22 protein-coding genes are annotated in these 20,981 nt (G+C 58.3%); 16 read left to right on the top strand and 6 right to left on the bottom strand.

Going from position 1 to position 20,981, the window contains the following annotated elements:
* Positions 1 to 250 precede the first annotated feature (250 nt).
* The 8 genes from Q7U39_05915 (at position 251) to Q7U39_05880 (ending at position 7,525) form a co-directional block, all read left to right on the top strand.
* On the top strand, positions 251 to 1,324 hold the full coding sequence (locus tag Q7U39_05915; protein MDO9117471.1) for a sensor histidine kinase: 1,074 nt from the start codon (positions 251 to 253) through the stop codon (positions 1,322 to 1,324).
* Entirely contained in the window at positions 1,321 to 1,956 is a 636-nt protein-coding gene (locus Q7U39_05910) for a response regulator transcription factor (protein ID MDO9117470.1), read from the top strand. Before Q7U39_05915 ends, Q7U39_05910 begins: the two co-directional genes overlap by 4 nt.
* A gap of 128 nt (positions 1,957 to 2,084) precedes the next feature.
* Positions 2,085 to 2,501 (top strand): response regulator transcription factor, encoded by a 417-nt coding sequence (locus tag Q7U39_05905; GenBank protein MDO9117469.1) that lies wholly within the window; start codon positions 2,085 to 2,087, stop codon positions 2,499 to 2,501.
* 18 nt (positions 2,502 to 2,519) lie between these two features.
* Positions 2,520 to 2,750, top strand: a complete 231-nt coding sequence (locus tag Q7U39_05900; GenBank protein ID MDO9117468.1) for a hypothetical protein — start codon at positions 2,520 to 2,522, stop codon at positions 2,748 to 2,750.
* 72 nt (positions 2,751 to 2,822) lie between these two features.
* Positions 2,823 to 4,646, top strand: coding sequence for an APC family permease (locus Q7U39_05895; protein MDO9117467.1), 1,824 nt, complete (start codon positions 2,823 to 2,825; stop codon positions 4,644 to 4,646).
* 23 nt (positions 4,647 to 4,669) lie between these two features.
* Positions 4,670 to 5,773: a PKD domain-containing protein gene (locus Q7U39_05890; protein ID MDO9117466.1), complete on the top strand. Its 1,104-nt coding sequence runs from the start codon at positions 4,670 to 4,672 to the stop codon at positions 5,771 to 5,773.
* Positions 5,774 to 5,888: 115 nt separating this feature from the next.
* Positions 5,889 to 7,031 carry a hypothetical protein gene (locus Q7U39_05885; protein MDO9117465.1) on the top strand — a complete coding sequence of 381 codons (1,143 nt, stop codon included), beginning with the start codon at positions 5,889 to 5,891 and terminating at the stop codon, positions 7,029 to 7,031.
* 296 nt (positions 7,032 to 7,327) lie between these two features.
* Positions 7,328 to 7,525 (top strand): ribbon-helix-helix protein, CopG family, encoded by a 198-nt coding sequence (locus Q7U39_05880; protein ID MDO9117464.1) that lies wholly within the window; start codon positions 7,328 to 7,330, stop codon positions 7,523 to 7,525.
* A 156-nt stretch (positions 7,526 to 7,681) separates the two neighbouring features.
* Here Q7U39_05880 and Q7U39_05875 read toward each other — a convergent pair whose 3' ends face one another.
* The 4 genes from Q7U39_05875 to Q7U39_05860 all read right to left on the bottom strand — a co-directional run bounded on the left by Q7U39_05875 (position 7,682) and on the right by Q7U39_05860 (position 10,269).
* On the bottom strand, positions 7,682 to 7,948 hold the full coding sequence (locus Q7U39_05875; GenBank protein MDO9117463.1) for a type II toxin-antitoxin system death-on-curing family toxin: 267 nt from the start codon (positions 7,946 to 7,948) through the stop codon (positions 7,682 to 7,684).
* A 122-nt stretch (positions 7,949 to 8,070) separates the two neighbouring features.
* The gene (locus Q7U39_05870) at positions 8,071 to 8,241 is read right to left on the bottom strand and encodes a hypothetical protein (GenBank protein ID MDO9117462.1); all 171 of its coding nucleotides are present in this window, start codon (positions 8,239 to 8,241) and stop codon (positions 8,071 to 8,073) included.
* A 58-nt stretch (positions 8,242 to 8,299) separates the two neighbouring features.
* Complete coding sequence (locus Q7U39_05865; protein ID MDO9117461.1) at positions 8,300 to 9,865, bottom strand: HEXXH motif-containing putative peptide modification protein; 1,566 nt, start codon at positions 9,863 to 9,865, stop codon at positions 8,300 to 8,302.
* 176 nt (positions 9,866 to 10,041) lie between these two features.
* Complete coding sequence (locus tag Q7U39_05860; GenBank protein MDO9117460.1) at positions 10,042 to 10,269, bottom strand: hypothetical protein; 228 nt, start codon at positions 10,267 to 10,269, stop codon at positions 10,042 to 10,044.
* A gap of 286 nt (positions 10,270 to 10,555) precedes the next feature.
* On the opposite strand from Q7U39_05860, the gene Q7U39_05855 reads away from it, so the two are divergent.
* The 8 genes from Q7U39_05855 (at position 10,556) to Q7U39_05820 (ending at position 19,680) form a co-directional block, all read left to right on the top strand.
* Positions 10,556 to 12,001 (top strand): NFACT family protein, encoded by a 1,446-nt coding sequence (locus tag Q7U39_05855; GenBank protein ID MDO9117459.1) that lies wholly within the window; start codon positions 10,556 to 10,558, stop codon positions 11,999 to 12,001.
* A gap of 59 nt (positions 12,002 to 12,060) precedes the next feature.
* Positions 12,061 to 14,100 carry a sigma 54-interacting transcriptional regulator gene (locus Q7U39_05850; GenBank protein MDO9117458.1) on the top strand — a complete coding sequence of 680 codons (2,040 nt, stop codon included), beginning with the start codon at positions 12,061 to 12,063 and terminating at the stop codon, positions 14,098 to 14,100.
* 129 nt (positions 14,101 to 14,229) lie between these two features.
* A complete protein-coding gene (locus Q7U39_05845) occupies positions 14,230 to 14,697 on the top strand; it encodes a hypothetical protein (GenBank protein MDO9117457.1) in 468 nt (155 codons plus the stop codon).
* Positions 14,694 to 15,824, top strand: coding sequence for an ABC transporter permease (locus Q7U39_05840; GenBank protein ID MDO9117456.1), 1,131 nt, complete (start codon positions 14,694 to 14,696; stop codon positions 15,822 to 15,824). Before Q7U39_05845 ends, Q7U39_05840 begins: the two co-directional genes overlap by 4 nt.
* A gap of 17 nt (positions 15,825 to 15,841) precedes the next feature.
* Positions 15,842 to 16,561 (top strand): ABC transporter ATP-binding protein, encoded by a 720-nt coding sequence (locus Q7U39_05835; protein ID MDO9117455.1) that lies wholly within the window; start codon positions 15,842 to 15,844, stop codon positions 16,559 to 16,561.
* Complete coding sequence (locus Q7U39_05830; protein ID MDO9117454.1) at positions 16,558 to 17,550, top strand: efflux RND transporter periplasmic adaptor subunit; 993 nt, start codon at positions 16,558 to 16,560, stop codon at positions 17,548 to 17,550. The genes Q7U39_05835 and Q7U39_05830 overlap by 4 nt, the downstream gene beginning before the upstream one ends.
* Positions 17,547 to 19,028, top strand: coding sequence for an efflux transporter outer membrane subunit (locus tag Q7U39_05825; protein ID MDO9117453.1), 1,482 nt, complete (start codon positions 17,547 to 17,549; stop codon positions 19,026 to 19,028). Before Q7U39_05830 ends, Q7U39_05825 begins: the two co-directional genes overlap by 4 nt.
* 145 nt (positions 19,029 to 19,173) lie before the next feature.
* A complete protein-coding gene (locus tag Q7U39_05820; GenBank protein ID MDO9117452.1) occupies positions 19,174 to 19,680 on the top strand; it encodes a response regulator in 507 nt (168 codons plus the stop codon).
* Between the two features lie 65 nt (positions 19,681 to 19,745).
* Here the strand turns inward: Q7U39_05820 and Q7U39_05815 are convergent, their stop codons facing one another.
* Complete coding sequence (locus tag Q7U39_05815) at positions 19,746 to 20,420, bottom strand: 2OG-Fe(II) oxygenase family protein (GenBank protein ID MDO9117451.1); 675 nt, start codon at positions 20,418 to 20,420, stop codon at positions 19,746 to 19,748.
* A 151-nt stretch (positions 20,421 to 20,571) separates the two neighbouring features.
* Positions 20,572 to 20,928, bottom strand: coding sequence for an RNA-binding protein (locus Q7U39_05810; protein ID MDO9117450.1), 357 nt, complete (start codon positions 20,926 to 20,928; stop codon positions 20,572 to 20,574).
* Between the last annotated feature and the right edge of the window lie 53 nt (positions 20,929 to 20,981).

The raw sequence follows: 20,981 nt of genomic DNA, 5'->3' as shown, positions 1-20,981 counted from the left end.
ACTCTCGATTCTCTGTCAACCCCCTTGGACAGTTCAGCGCTCAAAGTGTGGCTGATTGCCTCACCCGTTGGCCGTCTGCCATTTCCACGCTCCCACACCGGTCAGAACCTGACCTAACTTTCGCCACCTCCACCGTTCTCTGCGGTCGATTCACCTCAGACCCACTTGCCGCGCCGCCCGTCACCCTCACATAATGCGTGGGGTCTGCATGTGTCCCCCTCCCTGCCCCTGACGGAACCGACAGGATGTCATGACGCCTCAGCTGCTTCACGTTCTTATCATTGGGGTCAGCCTTGCGCTCTTTGGCCTCGACCTCTTAGTGCCATTGGGAGTCGCGAACGCCGTGCTCTATGCAGGCGTAGTATTTCTTGCCGCACTCAGCCCGTCACCCCGACTTCCCATCGTGACCGCCGCGGGATGCTCTGCCCTCACCATCGTCGGCGCATGGTTCAGCCCATCGATTCCAGGCGTCCCGCCCTGGGTGGCCCTGTCGAACCGGACATTCAGCCTGGTCGCCATATGGGCGCCAATCCTGTTCCTCGCCCAACGCCGGCAGACAGAAACGCTGCTCCGGCGCGTCAATGAATCGCTGGAAACCCGTGTGCAGAGCCGTACGGCTGAAATTGCCGCAAAGGAGCTGGCGCTTCGCCAGACGCAGGAAGAACTGCGCGCCCTGACCAGCCGCCTCCTGACCGTGCAGGACGAAGAACGGCGGCGCATTGCGCACGACTTACATGACGATATCAATCAGCGGCTCGCGATGCTGGCCCTCGGTCTTCGGACGCTGGAACAGCCTGAACACACCCTGCCCGAATCGGTCCGCACCACCCTGGATCAAAGCCAGGAGGACATTCTCACCCTCTCGAACGACGTCCGACACATGGCCTATCGCTTTCACCCCTCGATATTGGACGACCTTGGCCTGGACGCCGCACTGCGGCGCTTGCTCGACGATTTTACTCATCGGACAAAGATTAAAACGCTGCTGGTCAATCCACCCTTCATCACCTCGCCGTCCAAAGCGATTGCCACAGCCGTCTACCGAATCGTCCAGGAATGCCTCTCGAATATCACCCGCCATGCCAAGGCCACGTGCGTGGAAGTGGAACTCTTCAGCAATGAGCGAGAGCTTGATCTCACAGTTCGCGATAATGGCGTCGGGTTCGAGGTCGGTGCCACCCAACACGGACGACAAGGCCTTGGCCTCTTCAACTTACGCGAGCGGGCACTGGCGCTTCGTGGAACATCTCGCGTACAGTCTCAACCAGGGCAAGGTACGGAAATCCACGTGCATCTCCCGCTGTTCGAGCCTTCCTCTCTATGAAGAAACCGACCGTCATTCTCGCTGACGACCACACCCTGGTACTCGAAGGCTTTCGGCGCCTCCTCGAAACCCACTGCGAACTCCTGGCGACGGTCGGAGACGGACAGGCGTTATTGAAGGCGGCCGCGCAACATCGTCCCGACATCGTCATCCTGGACATTTCTATGCCTGTGATGAACGGCATCGAAGCCGCCCGCACCCTAAAATCCAAGTTCCCCTCGATGAGGCTGGTGTTTGTGACAATGCATGCGGATCCCGCCTACGTTCGCGCGGCTTTTCAGGCCGGGGCCTGCGGCTATCTCCTCAAGCAATCTCTGGGCGCCGAATTGACTCAGGCCCTCCACACCGTGCTGCGGGGGCAGTCCTATGTGACCCCACTGATTGCCAAAGATGTGGTCGACGGCGCGCTGAGCCATGACCAACCGCCTCTCGTTGAACTGACCGCGCGGCAGCAGGAAGTCTTGCAGCTCATTGTTGACGGCCATTCAGCGAAAGATGTCGCCACCAAACTGAATATTTCGCATCGAACGGTCGAGTTCCACAAAGCCCAACTCATGCAACAACTGGATCTTCACAGCACCGTTGAACTGATTAAGTTTGCTCTGACAAACGGGCTGGCACGCCTGTCATAGACGATATCCGCCCCCCAGCCTCCTTGGTAATTTTCTCCCGGCACCCTCGTAGTCTTACTGGTGCCATTCTCCCGTTTTCCCTCTATAGTCCCCGCCGGTTACAGGCCGAAACCGAGGGAGTCGGGATCGTGACACCAATTACTCGTCCCGCCATTATCATCGGCGATTCATCACGCGCTATGCTGGCCCTCACAGAGGCCTTGGTGAATAGCGCCTTTGACGTGGTCGCCAGCGTGATGGACGGCGAATCACTGGTGCTGGCCGCACACCATTACAAGCCGGCTCTGGCCCTCCTCGATTTCACGCCCTCGTTCGGGGACGCCTTAGCCGCAAGCCGGCAGCTCTCCCGGGAACTCCCGGCAACCAAGATCGTCTTCTTTTCAACCCATGACGACACTGCCTATGCCGAGGCCGCTTTTGAGGCAGGGGCCTCGGGCTTTCTTGTCAAACAACGGACCAGTGACCTGACCAGCCTGCTGACCAGAATCCTGCGCGGCGAACGGATTCAGCACCCTGCAATCCTCCCCACCCTTTCGCGTCAGTAGGGGCCACGATCACGGAGAATGAGCAAACCCATCATGCCCGAATCCACCACACGAATCGTTCCCATGTGCGAACTCTGCCGACGAGTCTATGACCATAGTAACGACGCCGGCCATACAAGCGTCTGGACCCAGCTCCAAGCCTACGTCACCCGACACAACCTCCATGCCAAGCAGGTCGTCTTTGCTCAGTCCCATTGCGAGGACTGTCGAGATGGCTACGCTCTCGGAGCGACGTACGGCCAGTCATAGCTCTCGGCCTTCTACCAGCCAGCCCGCTCCCGCGTCTTTTCCTTCCTCCTGCCGGTTGTGCGATAATATAAGATGCTTCTGAAACGTTGGCTCGTCGGCGACCCTCTGAAGACGACACAAGCGGCGCACGAACGGCTTTCCAAAACGCTGGCTCTGGCCATTTTCTCCTCCAATGCGATTTCATCGGTGGCCTACGCCACGGAGGAAATTCTCCTCGTCCTGATTCTGGCCGGCTCCGCCGCCGTCTCCTGGTCGATTCCCGTGAGCGTCGCCATTCTGATGCTGACCCTGATTCTGACGATCTCCTACCGCCAGATCATCTACGAATACCCCGGGGGAGGCGGCGCCTATATCGTCGCTCGATCCAATCTGGGCGAACTCCCGGCCTTGATCGCCGCCGGCGCGCTGATGATCGACTACATCCTGACGGTCGCCGTCAGCGTGGCCGCCGGCATTGCCGCCCTCACGTCAGCCGTCCCCATACTCTTCCCTCACCGGGAGGCACTGGGATTGACGGCGATCCTCTTCATCATCGTCATGAATCTCCGCGGCGTGCGCGAATCCGGAAAATTCTTCGCAGTCCCGACCTATTTTGCCATCGGCGCACTCGGCATCATGGTCGTCATTGGGACGATCCAATCTCTGGTCGGACCAGGAGCTGTGCCCGTCGCGCCTCCCACCACGGCCGGCCAAGACAGCTTTGACGGGGTAACGCTGTTTCTGATCCTGCGCGCCTTTGCCGCCGGCTGTTCGGCGGTCACCGGAATGGAAGTGATCTCGAACGGCGTGAAAGCCTTCCGCGAGCCGGAATCCAAGAATGCCGCGACGACCATGATCTGGATGTCGGCCATCCTCGCTGTTCTGTTTATGGGCATCAGCTGGATGGCCTACCACTACGGCATTCTCGCCAAAGCAGATGAAACAGTCGTCTCGCAACTAGCACGCCTCACATTCGGTTCCGGCGCCATCTACTACGCGGTCCAAATCAGCACCATGCTCCTCCTCATCCTGGCCGCCAATAGCGCCTTCGCGGGATTTCCTCACCTGTCGTCCATCCTGGCCAGGGACGGGTATATGCCGCATCAGATGGCCAGCTTTGGCGATCGACTGGTCTTCTCCAACGGTATTTTCATTCTCGGGTTTTTCGCCTGTCTGCTACTCGTGATCTTCCGTGGCGACACTCACGCCTTAATCCCCCTCTATGCTATCGGCGTCTTTGTCTCATTCACCCTATCCCAAGCCGGCATGGTCAAGCGCTGGCTGGTCAAACGGGGCCTGCACTGGCGCAAAAAGCTCGTGGTGAATGGCATCGGCGCGATCACCACCGGCGTGGCAACCGTCATCATTGCCACCACCAAGTTTGTGCAGGGCGCATGGATCGTCTTTCTGCTTGTCGCAATCCTCATCATGATGTTCCGCGGGATTCGAGCGCACTACAAAGCGGTCGCCGAACAGGTATCGCTCACCCGGGACACCCGCCCGCCGCGGCCCCGCCGCAACCTTGTGATTATGCCGATCGGAGGGGTCAATCGCTCGGTGGTCCGCGCCGTGGACTATGCCCGAAGCCGGGGCGGCGAGATTCGCGCCATCCTGGTTGATGTCGACAAAGAAGAAACCGCGCTCGTCGAAATGAAGTGGGCCCAGTGGGGCTGCGGCGTGCCGCTTGTCGTCCTCCCATCGCCTTACCGCTCCATTCTCGGGTCGATCCTCGACTACATTGAGGACCTCCAACAGAAGGATCCTGATTGCTGGATCACTGTCGTCATCCCGGAGATCTTGCCGGCCCGATGGTGGCAGAATATCCTCCACAATCAACGGGCGCTGCTCTTGAAAGGAGCCCTGCTCTTCAAAGATCGTGTCGTGTTGACCGATGTGCCCTACCACCTGACGAGGTAGCAATGGTTCATGAAGCGCCAAGTGTGACGCGTCAACCGTGGATTCGAAGCCTGTACCTCTTGACCTTGGCTGTCGGCAGCCTGCTGTCAGCAGACCCAACCTTTGCGTTTAAAATCGCGGCCCCGGCCGACGGCGCCACGCTGAAATCCGGTCAAGCCGTCACCGTCACAGTCGATCTGGGCGCAGACAGCGGCATCGTGAAGGTCCGTTACTACTGGTACGGGGAACAGGCCGAGACCCTCGTGCAGCAGGACGACTCCGAGGTGTCGATCATGCCCCAGCAAGATAGGCTGAGCGATGATCGCTTCTCCCGGAAAGACAGCATCTCCGGCGCCCCGGTGGTCGCCGTCGCCGCCCTCTCCTCCAGTTCGGACCAAACGCCGCCGTTCGGCGGCTCCCTGAAAGTTCCACAGGAAGCGATCGGACTGATGCGCCTGCTGGCCGTCGCAGAAATTTCACGTGGACGTTTGGGAACTCGCACCGTGTTCGACGAAGTCATGGTGAAGGTTGAGCCGGAAGCGGCCCTGCAGACGATCGACTTCGAGACGGACAAACCGTTGCAACTGGGACGCACAGGGCAGTCATCGGCCTTCGGCCATGTCGATTCGCTGGGCAAGGTCTTCGAACTTCCAGTCGTCGGCGAGTTCGCCGACGGAGTCGTGCGGCCGCTCGCCTCGCCGGCCAGCGGCACCAGCTACCAGAGCGCTAACCCCGCCGTCATCAAGGTCCTGAGCGGTGGAATGCTGCAAATCGTCGGCAACGGCAAGACGATCCTGACCGTGACCAATCGCGGCAAACAGGCATCGCTCGACATCCATGTGACCGTGAACGATGAGCCCAACGAACCACCGGTCGCTGATGCAGGCAAGAACAAAACGGTGAAGGCTGGAACGAAGGTGAAGCTGAGCGGGTTGAACAGCAGCGATGCGGAAGGCGAAGCGCTCTACTATTCGTGGAGCCAAGTCCGCGGCAGTAAAGTGCCGCTCCTCGATGTGAATGGCCCCGAAGCCTCCTTCCAAGCTCCCCACGTCTCCGAGCCCCGCACCTATCGATTCAAGCTACGCGTGACGGATAAGAAGGGGGCAGATAGCCTGCCGGCGTTTGTAGATGTGGTGGTCGAGCCGTGAGGATTGCAATGAATACCAGGGAGTGAGTACTACTTTGATTCTGCCTCGCTTCGCCTTTACCGAACGACCTTTTCGAACACCCTGAAGAAGATTTCCACCTTCACGAATAACGATTGTGAGATTAATACTCCCTCGATTCGTTGCAATTGACTCCTCAATACTCGCCTCTTGGGCCAAAGACGCTTTGGCCAAAAATCCTAAACTTTGCAGCTCAGCACACGAAGTTCAAAAGCGCCTGTTCGATGCTACCTGGACACCGATCATATGCTTACACCACTTCATAGAACTTGTACGCCATGCTGATATAGAAATAGGTCGGAGACGAATAGATTTTCTCAGATCATTCTCGCAAATAGCCTGGATCGGCAGATCCTACAATCCGAAAATGCTAGGAGCAGTCGTCGATGTTTTTGAGGCAGAGGTTGCTGCCATAGCTGCGTTCCCGACCATAGACTTTCATAAAATGCGAGAAGCAGTTAGGGCACGACTCCTTCAATACGGACCGCCCACAGATATCGCCATGCTTGATGATTGGGAGTCCATGCACTCAACACTCGAAGCAATGGCGACTCGCGAGCAGGAAGTTTCTTCAATTCTACATTCTGAGGGTAGAATAAACGATGCCACTGAGATCGGGAAGCTTCGGAACATCCAAATCAACGACCCCGGGGCCTTTAAGCAGCCACTGATTGAAGAAATCTCCAAGACCACAGAGGACTTATCTCAGCGCGGAGACGCTAGGCTCATTGATCCTCACAGAACAGCTGAAGACTTTGTCAGCATGGTGGCTAAAAACTTGGGCGAAGCAATACAACGAAGCAGCAATGCTTTTGATGCTTTCGTGGAACAGCATGATGTCCCTAAGAGCGATATTACCGATAGCACAACCTTAGGTGAGTTTAAGCGGTTAGCACGACTTCGAAAACTCGCAAGAGTTGCTACTAATCAAATGGAGATAGATCTCGAACTAGTTTGGGGAAATATTCGAGATGCAAAAATACCTTCAGAAATACTTCAAAGGGCAATTCGAGATGCCCGAAGGTCGGCGCCTCGAGCCAGCGGAAGCGACCTCGGGGATGATTATCTCGCTTGTCTCGCCCCCTATGTAGATGCAATCATCGTAGACAAACGTACTCACGAGTTTCTAACACAGGCGGCTCGACGCGATCCCTATATTCACGAGGCTGTGGGCTTCTTTGCTAAAGCCACCTCCTACAACCAGCTTCCCGAAATACTCGCAAATTACCAAGATCTATAACGCTGAGTTAGCAATGTCGTCCGCACAGGTCCAAAGACTTGGCGGGCCTGATGAAGCTCCTTGATAGGCAGCGGAGGACGGGGCCGAAAATGGAGTAATAAATCGTTTCTCAGCAGGAACGAGAATGGTGCTTTGAACCGTCCTCTCTTGACCACCAGACCAACCCGTACATTCGATGAACTTGGTGAAGCTTCTTTATATGAGGGCAGGTTCACTTCAAGAGTTTGCCCTCAGAAATCCTTTCCCCTATGCTAACTTCATTATGAGTTGCAGCATCCAAAGCGAAGGAACCAATCATGGCAACGGTCACGATTTCTCTTTCAGATGAAGAAATGCGGCGATTGGAGGTATTGGGTAAACGCGAGGGGCTGACGGTCGAGCAGATCGTGCGCCTCGGCATCATGGACTTCATTGGTCAGCCTGATGACGCATTCCGTGCCACTGCCATGCGGGTGATGGAGAAGAATACCGAACCCTACCGCCGCCTTTCGTGACCTATAGCTTCTTTAGCCTGCCAGCCGTTTCAGCATTGATCCGTACTGTTTGCGAAGGTCCTTGGCAATCGCCTTGATCCCCGCCCGGCCTACTCCAACCTTGGCTTGTACCTTATTTGAATTCGTGTCCATGGCATCACCTCTATGGGCTTTTGATCAACGCCGGGCGATTCGAACGGTTTTGTCTCTGAACCACTTGGTAATCTGATCAAGGCCTGGCTCCATCGTCGTCACATGTATTGTAAACCCTTCCAAATCAGTATTCGTCGTAGTCACGCGATAGCCGTTCACTTCCAGAAACAGGGCGGCGGTCGCAATACTGATCCGTTTATTCCCATCGAGAAAGGGATGATTTCTCGTCAGCCCATCCAGTAAAACCGCGGCCTTACTGAACACGTCTGGATAGAACTCAGTATCAGCGATGACCGCCTGCGGAAGCGCGAGAGCCTACTGTAGTCCACCGAGATCGCGGACACCGTGCTGCCCACCCGTCTCCTCGATCAAGCGATCGTAAAGAAAGAGAACCTGCTCGACACTGAGATAGATCACCGCTTGGCGAGGGCTTCGAGAGCGGGGCGATAGCGGTCGATGAACGCATCGACCTGCGCCGCAAAGGTTTGTTTTACCTTGCGCCGCATTGCAGCAGATTCTGGAAGGCTGCCCTTCTTGGCTTTACTAACAGTAGCCTTCCTGACTTTAAGAACGTGCCGCTTCATGGTTGGGATGATACCCCAGCCTTCGCACAAGAACAACGAACCAGGGGGATCGGCCTGCTTACACCGCCCCCAACCGCACCGGCCCGAAGGCTTGGCGGGCCTGCTGAAGCTCCTTGATGTGGCGCCGGATGGCGGGGCCGAACGTGGAGCGCATGACCGCTTCGCGGTGGCAGAGGATGTGCGCTTCGGCATTCCCGATCTGCTCTTCCAGCTGCCTCACTAAACGTGCGCCGGATCCGGTCAACCACTTCAGATGCCCGCCGGCATATTCCAGATCCTGAATCGAGTAGCGGACTGATTCGATCTCTTCAAGGCAGCGAAAGCGCGCCCGCATGAGATCGCGCTGCGTTAATCCGGCCGCTTTCCACTGCTTCATTCCCTGCTTCGTCTCGGCCCACGACGAGAGCCGCTCGAACAGCAGCGCCCCCATGGTGAAGGTAAAGGTCGCGTGCAGAATCCCGCGCAATGGGCGCAGGCTCCGGCGCCAGGGCGAATAAAAGATCTGCTGATTGCGGTCGCCGTGATACATGACGTGTTTGCGCAGGAGCAGATTCAAGTGGTGGTGGCTGTTCTCGTGAATCAGATCGTCGATAAGGTCGAGATTGTCACGGTCGAAACAATTGATGAAGGAGAGGCCGGGACGATGGCGGTAACTGAAACTGACGACGCCCTTCGCGTTGAGCGGAATAATCCGCGAGGTCAACAGCGCCAGGACCTCATGCCCTTCAGGCCATGCCGTATGAATCGTTTCCCAGGCCCGCCGGATCCGTGCGGCCTGCTTCGGGTCTGTCGGAACCACCTTCTTCGGCTGACGGTCTTTGCCATACATGAGGGTGGATCCGACGGTCACTGCGCCATATGAGGTACACAGAACTTCAGCGGTCGGACGCACCGCCCAATGCCATTGAGCCTGCCCGCCGACAGCAGACCAGACCGGGGCAAGTAGTCGCCCGACTTTCAAGGCAATCCCAGTCTCATCGATGCGAAAGACCGCACGGCTTTTTGCGCGCGTCAGGACACGCTTCAGAGAAGGCGGCGCTTCGCATTGATCCCCTGCGACTCCAAGGGGTACGGCACCGGCCTCCTCCGCTTTTTCAAAGTTCTGCGCCAGGTTGCCCGGCACGTTCCACGGCACCTTCTTGCCCATGCGGCACCAGGCGGTCGCAGCGGCGGGATCGAGCCACAGGGCTTCTTGCGCAATATCCTGCGCCAGTCGCTTGCACAGCCGCGCGAGCCGGCCATCCAGACCAGTCACCTGCGGTTTACCTTTGGGAAACAGCTCGTCGAGATAACTATTTTCGAAAAACTTTTCCTGACACTCAGCAAACAGCTGTTCGGCAAACTCCCGGCGGTCCGACTCCGTCCGCCACTGCTGCCAAATATCCAGAAAGTACACACAATCGTTCAGCGACTCGATCCACCCGACGACTTTCCAATTGGACAAGTCCTCAGCTTTCAACCTGCGACTGAGAAATTGCACATAGTCTGCTGGAAACACGAGCTGTGATGCCAATTCAGCGTAATCGTCCTGCAACTCCCGGCCGAGATCCTGGAGCAGCTTCCGCATGGACAATCGAAGTTCAAGATTCAGTGCGATGAGCGATGGGGAATCGAATAGCAGCACCTTCCGCCTCCCGTAACAGCCGTTTTGAAATGAAGGAGACTGTAACGTAGGAAGGACGGGCCTGCAAGAAGGAACCTGAGCTGGAAAGATTCGGAAACGGCAGGGAGAATATCCCATGCGTGGGTTCGGGCGCGGTCAACGCACTCAGATTGTGGCGAAGGCCCTGCACCAACCGATCAGGCGGTGGCTTTCAGATGCTCTGCAAACTCCGGCACCAGCACGCCAGGCTTCAGGAGCTTCATCGCTCCGGATTTCTGAATCATACGATGACGGAGAATCAACGGATCCACGATATTACCGCAGGACACACAGCGCATACCGCGCATCCACATGGGCACGCAGCTTTCCTGCAAATCGACCAGATTGTCGACCACCATGAGACCTTCGCATCTTGTGCACTTCATAGCATCCTCCAAATCACAAATGGCGCAGGCTGCTTCACAGATACCGCACGGCCGCTATACAGAGCCTAGCAGCTTGCTGAAATCCTGCTTACCCGTGAACAAAGCAAGCTGGATGCCAGCCAGCGCATCTTCATGCCCTTGCGGGTTTTTGCGTTGAATCGTAGAGTGTGCGCAGTCGAAACAGGGCTGCGGTGGAGGAGATTTGACCGAATTGGCCCCATGCGACATAAATGGAGAAAGACCGGTGCCGCCCCTCAACCCTACGGCGGAGTGACACAGACAAACAATGGCACTGACGGCGACAGAAATTACCCAGGTCGTAGCTGAACTGGCTCCGGCGCTGATCGGAGGCTGGATCCAAAAAGCCTATCAACCGACATCACGGACGGTCGTGCTGGAAATCCGAACGCCCGGACACACGCATCGCCTGCTGCTCTCGGCCCATCCCGCATCGACGCGCATTCACCTGATCACTCATGCGTTGCAGAATCCGCCAGCTCCGCCGCCCTTTTGCCAATACCTTCGGGCTCATCTCCACGGCGCACGGGTTGACGACCTTCGTCAAGAAGGGCGGGACCGTATCGTGGCCCTGTCGCTCACGACCAAAGCAGGTCCCCAACGATTGATTGCAGAACTGACCGGCAACCGAGCCAATCTTCTGGTGCTTGATTTTGAACGACGGCTGTTGAGAGATCTGAATCGTTCGACCGACATGTATGGCACACCATACCAAACACCGGCTCTTTCAGCCGGTGCCGGACCACGGGAACGAGACACCCGTTTCGCAGCCGATGCGCACGGGCCGTGCGGCTTATCCGCCGCAATTGAATCCTACTATGACGAGAAAGAATCGACGGACAACTCGGCCGCCGTCCGAGACGCCCGCGCAAACCAGATCAGAAAAGCGATCAAGAAACAGGGGCGGCGCGTGGAGGCCTGGCGAAGCGACCTCGTTAAAGCGGAGAAATATCGCCATTATGCCCGCTATGGAGAATTGTTGAAGGCCAACCTGGGCACGATCAAGAAAGGGCTGGAGTCGATCGTTGTCGTCGACTACTTCGATGAGGCCCTGCCCCAACTCACGATCCCGCTCGATCCGACGAAGTCTGCTCAAGGCAATATGGACGACTATTTCCGCAAACAACGGAAGCACGCGACAGCGGAGCGAGAACTGCTTCCTCGGATTGCACGGGGAGAAGCCGAGATCGATGCGCTCCGCCGGGAGCTCTCCGCCATCGAGCAAGGAACCTGGCAACCGGCACCGGTCAAACCGTCAACCACTGCGCCCACTCGGCAACGGGATCGATTGACAGCGAACGAACGGCCGGAAGAACGGCGCGGCCCCTTTCGCCGCTTCACCTCATCGGATGGGCTCCCGATCTTTGTGGGACGGAATGCACGGGAGAACGACGAATTGACCTTCGGCCTCGCCAAAAGTGACGACCTCTGGCTCCATGCTCGCGGCACACCGGGATCCCATGTGGTCGTGCGCCTCGAAAAGGGCAGCGACCCGCCACCGGAAACCATCCGGGACGCCGCAACATTGGCGTTACTTTATAGCGACCTCAAGAAAAGCGGAAAAGGCGAGGTGATCTATACGCGGCGCAAGTGGGTGAAGAAAGCCAAGGGTCAGGCGCCCGGCGCCGTCACAGTGACCCAAGATAAGTCTCTCCATGTCAGTCTGGATAAAAAACGGCTGGATGCCCTTAAGACCCGCTCAGCTCAGGATTAATCCGTCAGATCTCGCCTTACCTTCCCTAATATTCCCATGCCATGCTACAGTGCCCATATATGGGCACTGTAGAGCCACAGGAGAACTCTCTGCGAATTATCAGCGCTCTGCTCGCCTGTCGCGGGCTTCACGAGTTCGACCTGAAGCTATCACAAGAACTGCTCAAAACCTTGAAAGGCGATCTCGTAGGCTTCTACCTGTATAGCGAAACCACGAAGACCTTCGCCCCCGTCTCCAATCTACTCAGAACCCCCGGTTCCCCCGGCTATCTCATCGGTCAACTGCCGGCAGAGGGAACCATCAAGGAAGCCGTCGTCCGACAGGGACATGCGCTTCTCGAGAACAATTTAGCCGACTCCTCCTGGGCGGAAACCGTCGTGTTGAAGACCGCCCCGTTCCAAACCGCCTCAGTGCTGGCGGCTCCCGTCACTCTCGCATCCCCGCGAGAAGATCAGTCCGCTCGTACGATCGCGATCATCGCGACCATCGCCGTCAATAGGGTCAGCGCATTTACCGAAGAAGACCGCATCCTTCTTGAACAGCTCGGCGCCCGGTTGGGGCCGGTCCTCCAGAACGTTCTGGCCTCCGAAGAACGTGACGCGCTGATGACGATTAACAGCCGTGTTGTGGTCGGCACGATGACCATCGAAGAACTCATGCCGGTGGTGAACGAGGTTCTGCATCGTGTCATCCGGCAAGACATGACCGGGCTGGTCCGATTCGTTCAATTGCCACAGGGGCCCTGGTTCGAGATTATCTATCGCGACGGCGTCGAGATCGATCTCGCCCAACTCCGCCGGTTTCCCGTTGAACAGATGGCTCCCGCCGAGATGATGGCCACCGGAAAACCGCTCCTCATGACAGGGCACAATCACGAGCGTTTCCCCGAGCGCGCCTATATCGAGTCCGTCGGCATCCTCTCCTGTATGCTCTGCCCCCTGATCGTGCGCGGAACACCGTATGGATTTCTCGCCATCGGCAACCGACGCCGCAATGCCTTTTCCGATCGGGATCTGGCGTTCACCGAACAGATCGGATTTCACCTCTCACAGGCCATCGCGAATATCACGGCCTACGAAGAAATCCGTTCCTTGAAGGAGCAACTCGAACAGGAGAATGTCTACCTCCGCGACGAGATGGCCGCATCGGTCGATTTCAACAAACTGGTCGGAGAAAGCCCCGCGCTGCAGAAAACGTTGAAGGCGATCGAGCACGTGGCGCCGACCGAATCCACCGTGCTCATCACGGGGGAAACAGGCACGGGGAAAGAACTGGTCGCTCAGGCCATCCATCGCTTGTCGCCGCGAAAGGACAAGCCGTTGATCACGATCAACTGCGCCGCGCTGCCGCCGACCCTGATCGAATCGGAACTGTTCGGCCATGAAAAGGGCGCATTTACCAACGCCGCGGCACGCAAGATCGGCCGCTTCGAACTCGCGAACGGAGGCACGATCTTCCTGGACGAAATCGGCGAACTCCCGATCGATCTCCAGGCGAAATTCCTGCGTGTACTCGAAACGCAGGAGTTGGAACGCGTCGGCGGCACACACCCCATCAAGCTGAATGTCCGCGTCCTCGCCGCGACCAACGTCAATATTGAACAGGCAGCCAAGCAGGGCCTCTTTCGATCCGATCTCTTCTATCGGCTCAACGTCTTTCCGATCCGGATCCCCCCGCTCCGGGACCGTCGCGACGACATTCCGATGCTTGCCCGTCACTTCGTAAAGAAGTTCAGCGAGCGGCACCGCAAAACCATACGACGCATCGGGACCACCACGTTGAAAACCCTGGTTGCATACGACTGGCCCGGGAATGTGCGCGAGCTTGAACACATGATCGAACGGGCCGTGATCGTCAGCCCGGGACCAGTTCTGGTCATCGATGAATTGGACCCTCTGCCAAGCCATGCCGACGGAAAAGAATCCCCGCGCACATTGGCAGACGCCGAACGCACCCATATCATCCAGGCACTCAGCCAGACAAACTGGGTCCTGGCCGGAAAACAGGGCGCGGCCGCACGCCTCGGGATGAAGCGGTCGACACTGCAGCATCGAATGAAGAAACTCGGGATTACCCGCCCCCCGCGCCGCAAGAAATAATCTGCCCGCATATCGGCAGTTACACCCCGCGTTGCCCATCTGCCGGCACATTTCAGCTTGCGTCAGTACCGGCTCATTCCCGTCATTCTCCCGGCTCTTCCCATTTCATCAGGGACTTGCGCAACCATCATGCACACGTTCGCCGAGCTGGCATTGTCCCTGCTTTACATCGGCGGCATGAAACAGCATCTTCCTGTGACTCCGGAACATCTCAGCCGAACCATCGAAGCGTACTTCGCTGAGCGACAGGCCGCCATCCTTCCCTCCGGTGAACAGACCACAGACGGCAAGCAACTGTCTTGGTGTGGAGAAGTCTTGGAATATCTCACGGAAGGATTGGCCGAACGGCTGGCCGGGCGCGGCATTACATTTAGCAAGGCATTCCCCGGACCGTTCCGACTCATGGACGAAGATCAGATGGCCGACGGCCAACATGTTCGCCGATTCTGGACGATGGCGCTGGACCATGGCTGTCCCATCGCTCGTCTTTGCACCATTTTTTTTCATCGCCACGATAACGTGACTTTGCCTCAACCGCCCCGGGTGATGGCGTATCCTCCCGATCATCCGGAACCCCATATGGAGGAACCGGCGTGAACTACGTGGCGCTCAGAATGCTGTTCGGCGATCGCGCCAAGTATCTCATGCTGCTCTGCGGCTTGACCTTCGCCGTGATGCTCATCGTTCAGCAGGGTTCCATCTTCTGGGGGCTCATGATCTGGTCCCAATCCAGCGTCAGCAATCTCAACGTGCCGATCTGGGTCACGGATCCCGGCATTGCCCAGGTCGATGAAGTGAAGCCGATCGCCGACACCGCGGTGGACCGTGTGCGCAGTGTGCCCGGCGTCGAATGGGCCGTGCCGCTCTACAAAGGATTATTACGCGCCCGCCTATCGAACGGAGACTATCATCAGATCACTCTCACGGGGCTGGAATCCTCAACACTGATCGGGCGGCCGGCCGAAGTCTTAGAAGGACGGTTCGAAGATGTGCTGCAGCCCGATGCCGTCGTGCTGGACCAATGGGCGGTGGAACGGATGGGCGGCCCGAACGTCATCAAGATCGGCACGGTCTTCGAACTGAACGACAAGCTGGCCCGCGTCGTCGCCATCGCCAAGACCCAAAAGAGCTTCACCAACATCCCGGTCGTCTACACCACCTACGAACGGGCCATCCGCTACGTGCCTCGTGAGCGCCGGACCCTGTCCTATGTCCTCGCCAAAGCGAAAGACGGTGTCTCTCCCGCAGAAGTCACCGCACGCATCCATGAACAGACCGGGCTGGGCGCCTTCACCGCCGAAGACTTCGGCTGGAAAACTATCGGTTGGGTCCTCAAGAATACCGGCATTGGGATCAACTTCGGCACGACGATCCTGCTGGGATTCATCGTCGGCATGGCGATCGCCGGGCAAACGTTTTACTTGTTCACCGTCGAAAACCTCCGGCAATTCGGCGCCCTCAAAGCGATGGGCGCATCGACCTTTACGCTGGCACGGATGATCCTCTTGCAAGCCTTCACGGTAGGCCTTACCGGCTATGGAGTCGGCATCGGCCTCGCCACGGTGTTCGGGTTCTTCACGGCACGGAGCGGCGGCTTACCCTTCATCGAGACCTGGCAACTGCTGCTCCTCGTACTGGTGGCACTCTTGGCCATCTGCACATTTTCAGCGTTGATCAGCATCATCAAACTCGCCCGGCTCGAGCCGGCGATTGTCTTCCGGTGAGCATGATGGACCATCCAGTGGAACGACAGACACAACCGGCAGCCGTCAGGCTTCGCGGGATCGTGAAATCCTTCGGCACCGGCGACACGAAAGTGACCGTCCTCAGAGGAATCGATCTCGACATTTATCTGGGCGAGATGCTGTTGCTCGTCGGCGAATCCGGGGGCGGGAAAACCACCCTGTTGTCAGCCATTGCCGGCATTCTCGACATTGATGAAGGCGACATCGATGTGCTGGGGGTGCCGCTGAGCGATCTGCCGGCAGGGAAGCGCACGACATTCCGCGGCCAGACGATGGGCTTCATCTATCAGCAATTCAATCTGCTGCCTGCATTGACGGCAGCCGAGAACGTCGCCGTGCCGCTCCTGATCCAGAAGATCGGTCGCTCCGAAGCCTTACGGCGGGCGCGGGCCATGCTCGAGCGAGTCGGCCTCGGTGACCGGGCTGAATTCCTGCCCAAGAACTTATCCGGTGGGCAGCAACAACGAGTCGCCATCGCCAGGGCGCTGGTCAATGAACCGCGCCTGCTCATCTGCGATGAGCCGACTGCGGCACTGGATGGCCAAAACGGACAGAAGATCATGGAGCTGTTACGCGAAGTGGGACGCGCACCGGACCGCTGTGTCGTCATCGTCACTCACGACAGCCGCATCTTTCACTTCGGCGACCGTATGGCCAACCTCACGGATGGACGGATTGTCGGCATCGAAACGATTACGAGAGAGGGCACGGCATGATTATCCTCAAACGCGTCAGTGTATGGGCCGCCCTGGCCGGGATTGCCTTCGCAGCCTGGGTCCTGATGGGCGCCAATAAAACCGAACCGATGCCCACACCGATTTCTGAGCCGCCCCGTTCACCCTATGAACAGACCGTGGCGGCATCCGGAATCATCGAGTCCGTGAACGAAAACGTCCGCATCGCCCCACCGGTCGCCGGCCTGATTACCAAGATGTTCGTAGCCGTCGGCGATCAGGTGAAAGAGCAGGCCCCGCTTTTCCAACTCGACGACCGGGAATTGCGCGCCCAATTGCTGATCCGCGACGCGGCAATTCCGCCGCTGCAAGCCCAGATCGACGAGCAGAAATACCGCATCGGCGATCTCGACACCCAGTTGCGCCGACTCAAATCCGTGCACGATGAACGTGCCGTGAGTGAAGACGATCTCAAGCGCACGTGGTATGCCCTCGAGGTTGCGAAGCGCACGCAGCAGCGCCTCGAAGCCAATCTGAAGCAAGCCATCGCCCAGCGCGAGGAAGTCACGATGCTCCTCGACCGGCTGACTGTTCGAGCTCCCCGCGATGGAGCCATTTTGCAGGTCAATGTTCGAGCGGGAGAATACGCGACTCCGGGATCGAGCGAGCCGCTCATGCTCCTCGGCGACACCCAGCGGTTGCAAATTAGAGCCGACGTCGACGAGGTGAACGCCCCGCTGGTCGTTCCACAGGCATCGGGAGTAGCCTCTCTCAAATCGATGGCCGGCACAAAGATTCCGCTCACCTTCGTCCGCATCGAGCCCTATGTCGTCCCGAAGAAATCGCTGACGGGAGAGAATACCGAACGAGTCGACACCAGAGTCCTTCAGATCATCTACCGATTTGATCGTCCGCCGTTTCCCGTCTATGCCGGCCAACAAGTTGATGTGTTCATCCAACGCCAACCTGCCGGCCCGGCAGCATCAGCATCCCACCCTGCCGCAGCTCGCCAGCAGGAGCCGGCGCCATGACGCGGCGCACGTCGACCCTTACAATCGTACTCGCGGCTCTGAGTCTGACTGCCTGCGTACAGGGAAAGAACTATGAACGCCCGGCCGTCGACGTTCCGAGCAACTGGTCGAACATCGCAGAGGCAGATCCGGCGCAATTTCCCGCCGATCAGCAGCCCGATGCCGAATGGTGGTGCGCATTCGGAAACGACGAACTCACCGGTCTCATCGAGCGCGCCCTGCAGCAGAATCACGATGTGAAACGCGCGGTGGCCCGCGTGCTCGAAAGCCGCGCGGCCGTCATGTCTGCCTCGGCGGGACTCTATCCCCAGGTCAACCTACAGGGCAGTTACAGCAGTCTGGCCGTCTCGAAAAACACCTTCGCGGGCCTGGGGCTTGCCCGAGGCGGACAGCCGGGGCCGCAAGTCTTCGCCACCCCCGGCAGTACATTCAACCTCTGGAACGGATCCATGGATCTGCGCTGGGAACTGGATTTCTGGGGCCGCATCCGCCGCGGGGAAGAGGCTGCCGTCGCCGAGGTCGGCGCGAATGAACAGGATGCCAGGGCGGTCGCCCTGTCTTTGATCAGCGATCTTGGACAGTCTTACTTCCGCATTCGTGAGCTCGACGAACAGATTGAGATTGCTGCCAGAACCGTTGCAGTACGACAGGAATCCTTGGACATTATCAAGAAGCGGGCATCGGTCGGCCTCGCCTCCGACCTGGATGTGGCGAGAACCGACGTTTTATTGGCCGAAGCTGCCGGATTGCTCCCCGACTTGACGCGAAGCCGGACGGTGGAACTGCATCGCCTTGAGGTCCTCACGGGTTCATCGCCCGGCTCGATTGACCTTCCTCGCAAGGCTCTGAGCGCCGCCGTGACGCAACCGGAAATTCCCGTCGGTTTGCCCTCTCAGTTACTCGAACGGCGACCGGATATTCTCCAATCAGAATCCACGCTGATGGCCGCGAATGCCCGGATCGGCCAGGCCCGCGCCTACTTCTTCCCGACCCTGTCCATCACCGGACAGGGCGGCCTCCAAAGCGCCGAATTCGCCAACTGGTTTTCAGGAAACAGCTGGAACTACAGTATCGGTCCATCGATCACCCTGCCGATTTTCCTCGGCGGAACGAATGTGGCACGGCTCGATCAGGCGGAATCGCGCTACCAGCAAATGTTGGAAAGCTATCAGCAGACCATCCTCCAGGCCTTTCGGGAAGTGGCCGATCTGCTGGTGTCCCTGAATAGCAGAGGCGAGCAGTTGGCTCGCCAGCAGGAACAGCTCGCGGCTGCCAGGACGGCTGTGACCCTGGCCACAGTCAGGTATCGCAAAGGCCTGGTGAATTACCTGGATGTGCTTGATGCCCAACGGGTTGTGCTCTCGGCCGAAACCCAAGTAGTCCTGACTGAACGGGCACGATTGACGGATATGGTCAGCCTGTTCAAAGCGTTGGGGGGAGGATGGAAGCAGCCGGCCCCACCGATTTCTCCGTCATAATCCAGGCCGTCAAAACCGAGTCCCGGTCTCGATGATCGACCTGCCGTCCTGCCCCCCCTCCGCGACTAGCACAAAATACATATTTTCTGGCGCTGATGACGACTCAAGAATAGGCTGAGTCTAACCGATTAAGTAGTAGCCCCATATGGATCAGACTGCCGCCAATAGCCCAGCGTCTCACTCACCCGCAACAATTCTCGTCGTGGATGACGAGCCGTCCATCATCAAGTTATGCCGCGCACTCCTCCAGGCTGAAGGCTACACAATCCTGGAAGCGGATGGCAGTTCGGAGGCGCTGAAAATCTGTTCAAAGCACGAGGGGCCGATTGATGTCTTACTGACCGACCTGGTACTGCCTCCTCCGGGATTCCAGCTCGCTTCCGGTTCGAATGCGTTTCCCCATGTCCATGGGCATGAACTGGCCATGCGCGCCGCCACCATGCGCCAAGGGCTCCGAATCATCCTTATGTCGGGGAATCCTGACAAGGAACTCACCAGCCACGGCATCAAGCGAGGCGCACTGCCATTCCTGCAAAAGCCGTTTGAAAAAGCTGCTTTGATTCAGCTGATCCGCGATGTCCTCCAGAGTCCCCCTCCGGCGCTCAATCTGCATCTGGGGAAAGCGGCGAACGATGTCGACTGGTTCGGGTAACCCCTCCCTCAGACCTCATCCACATACACTATGAACGTTGTGCGTCCTTGAACCAGGCGGGATGGCTAGGCATGCTCCGTCATGAACCAGCCTGCGATGGAGAGGCGTCGGTGTTGACCGGCCGTTTGATCGACCCGACACACACGGTGAAACCGCGGCACGGTGAACATGACCAGGGACCCCGGACGAGGCTCGATACAATGCGTGACGGACAATGCCGGCTTCTCTGCCGTGTGGGTCGAACGAGTGGCATAGACGATCAGTTCCCCTCCCCAATCCGACTGCCACTCCTCGTGGAAATAACTCACCAGCGCAATTCGCCGTGACGGGGCCCGTCGGCCTCCGACCGGCTGCCCCTGATCGGTATCGTCGTGCGTCAGCAAGCAATCCCCGGCCGAATACGAGTAGTAACTGAACCCCATGTGGCGGCCGATGATGTTCGGAAACGATTCCATGTGTTCCTGAATACAAGGCAGCTGCAATCGGGACAAGAATCGATTCCCCTGCGCCGGGCCGATCTCCGCTTTCGCCCAATTGCCTGAATCCGGGAAATCTTCCCGCACCTTGGGAAGATCCGACAAACTCTTCCAGGCCGCCTGATTCATCGCGTCGCGGAAATACTGCCGCTCATCGGCCGACCAAAAGTTTTCCACGACCAGCACCGGACTCTGGCGGAATGAAAACGACTGCAGCTCCGAGAGCGCCACCGTCGACGAACGTACCTCTCCCTGACTCCCCACAATCTTCCTCCTTGGAACAACGGACCGGCGCCCCGACCAAGCTGTCTTATCACCCTCGTCTTTAGAATGACAAGGCCGCCGGTCGCAGAAACGCCGAAGGGGCTGCCACCTTGCGGTGACAGCCCCTTCACGACTCATGGCACAGAATGTATTACCAGCGGTCGCGCTTACCGCCGCCACCACCGCCGTTACCACCACGGCCACCCCCGCCCCCGCCAAATCCACCGCGTCCGCCACCACCGCCGCCGCCCGTGCGGGGCTCCTGTGGGCGCGCTTCATTGACGGTCAAGGTCCGGCCGCCGAAATCGGCGCCGTTCAAAGCCGTAATAGCCGCTTGAGCTTCTGAATCAGAGGCCATCTCCACGAAGCCGAAGCCCCGTGACTGGCCGGTGAACTTGTCCGTGATCACGCGCGCGGACTCGACAGCCCCATGCGCGGCAAACAGTTCACTGAGTTGTTGTTCGGTCGCCGCATAAGGCAACCCACCGACGTAGATCTTCGAACCCATGTGGGTTCCTCCTTTGAAAATGATGATATTGTCTTGGACTCGAGTGACGGAGG

Source organism: Nitrospira sp. (genome assembly GCA_030653545.1).
Classification (GTDB): domain Bacteria; phylum Nitrospirota; class Nitrospiria; order Nitrospirales; family Nitrospiraceae; genus Nitrospira_D.
The sequence above is the reverse complement of the archived record's forward strand: the minus strand, read 5'-3'. Positions and strand labels throughout refer to the sequence as shown.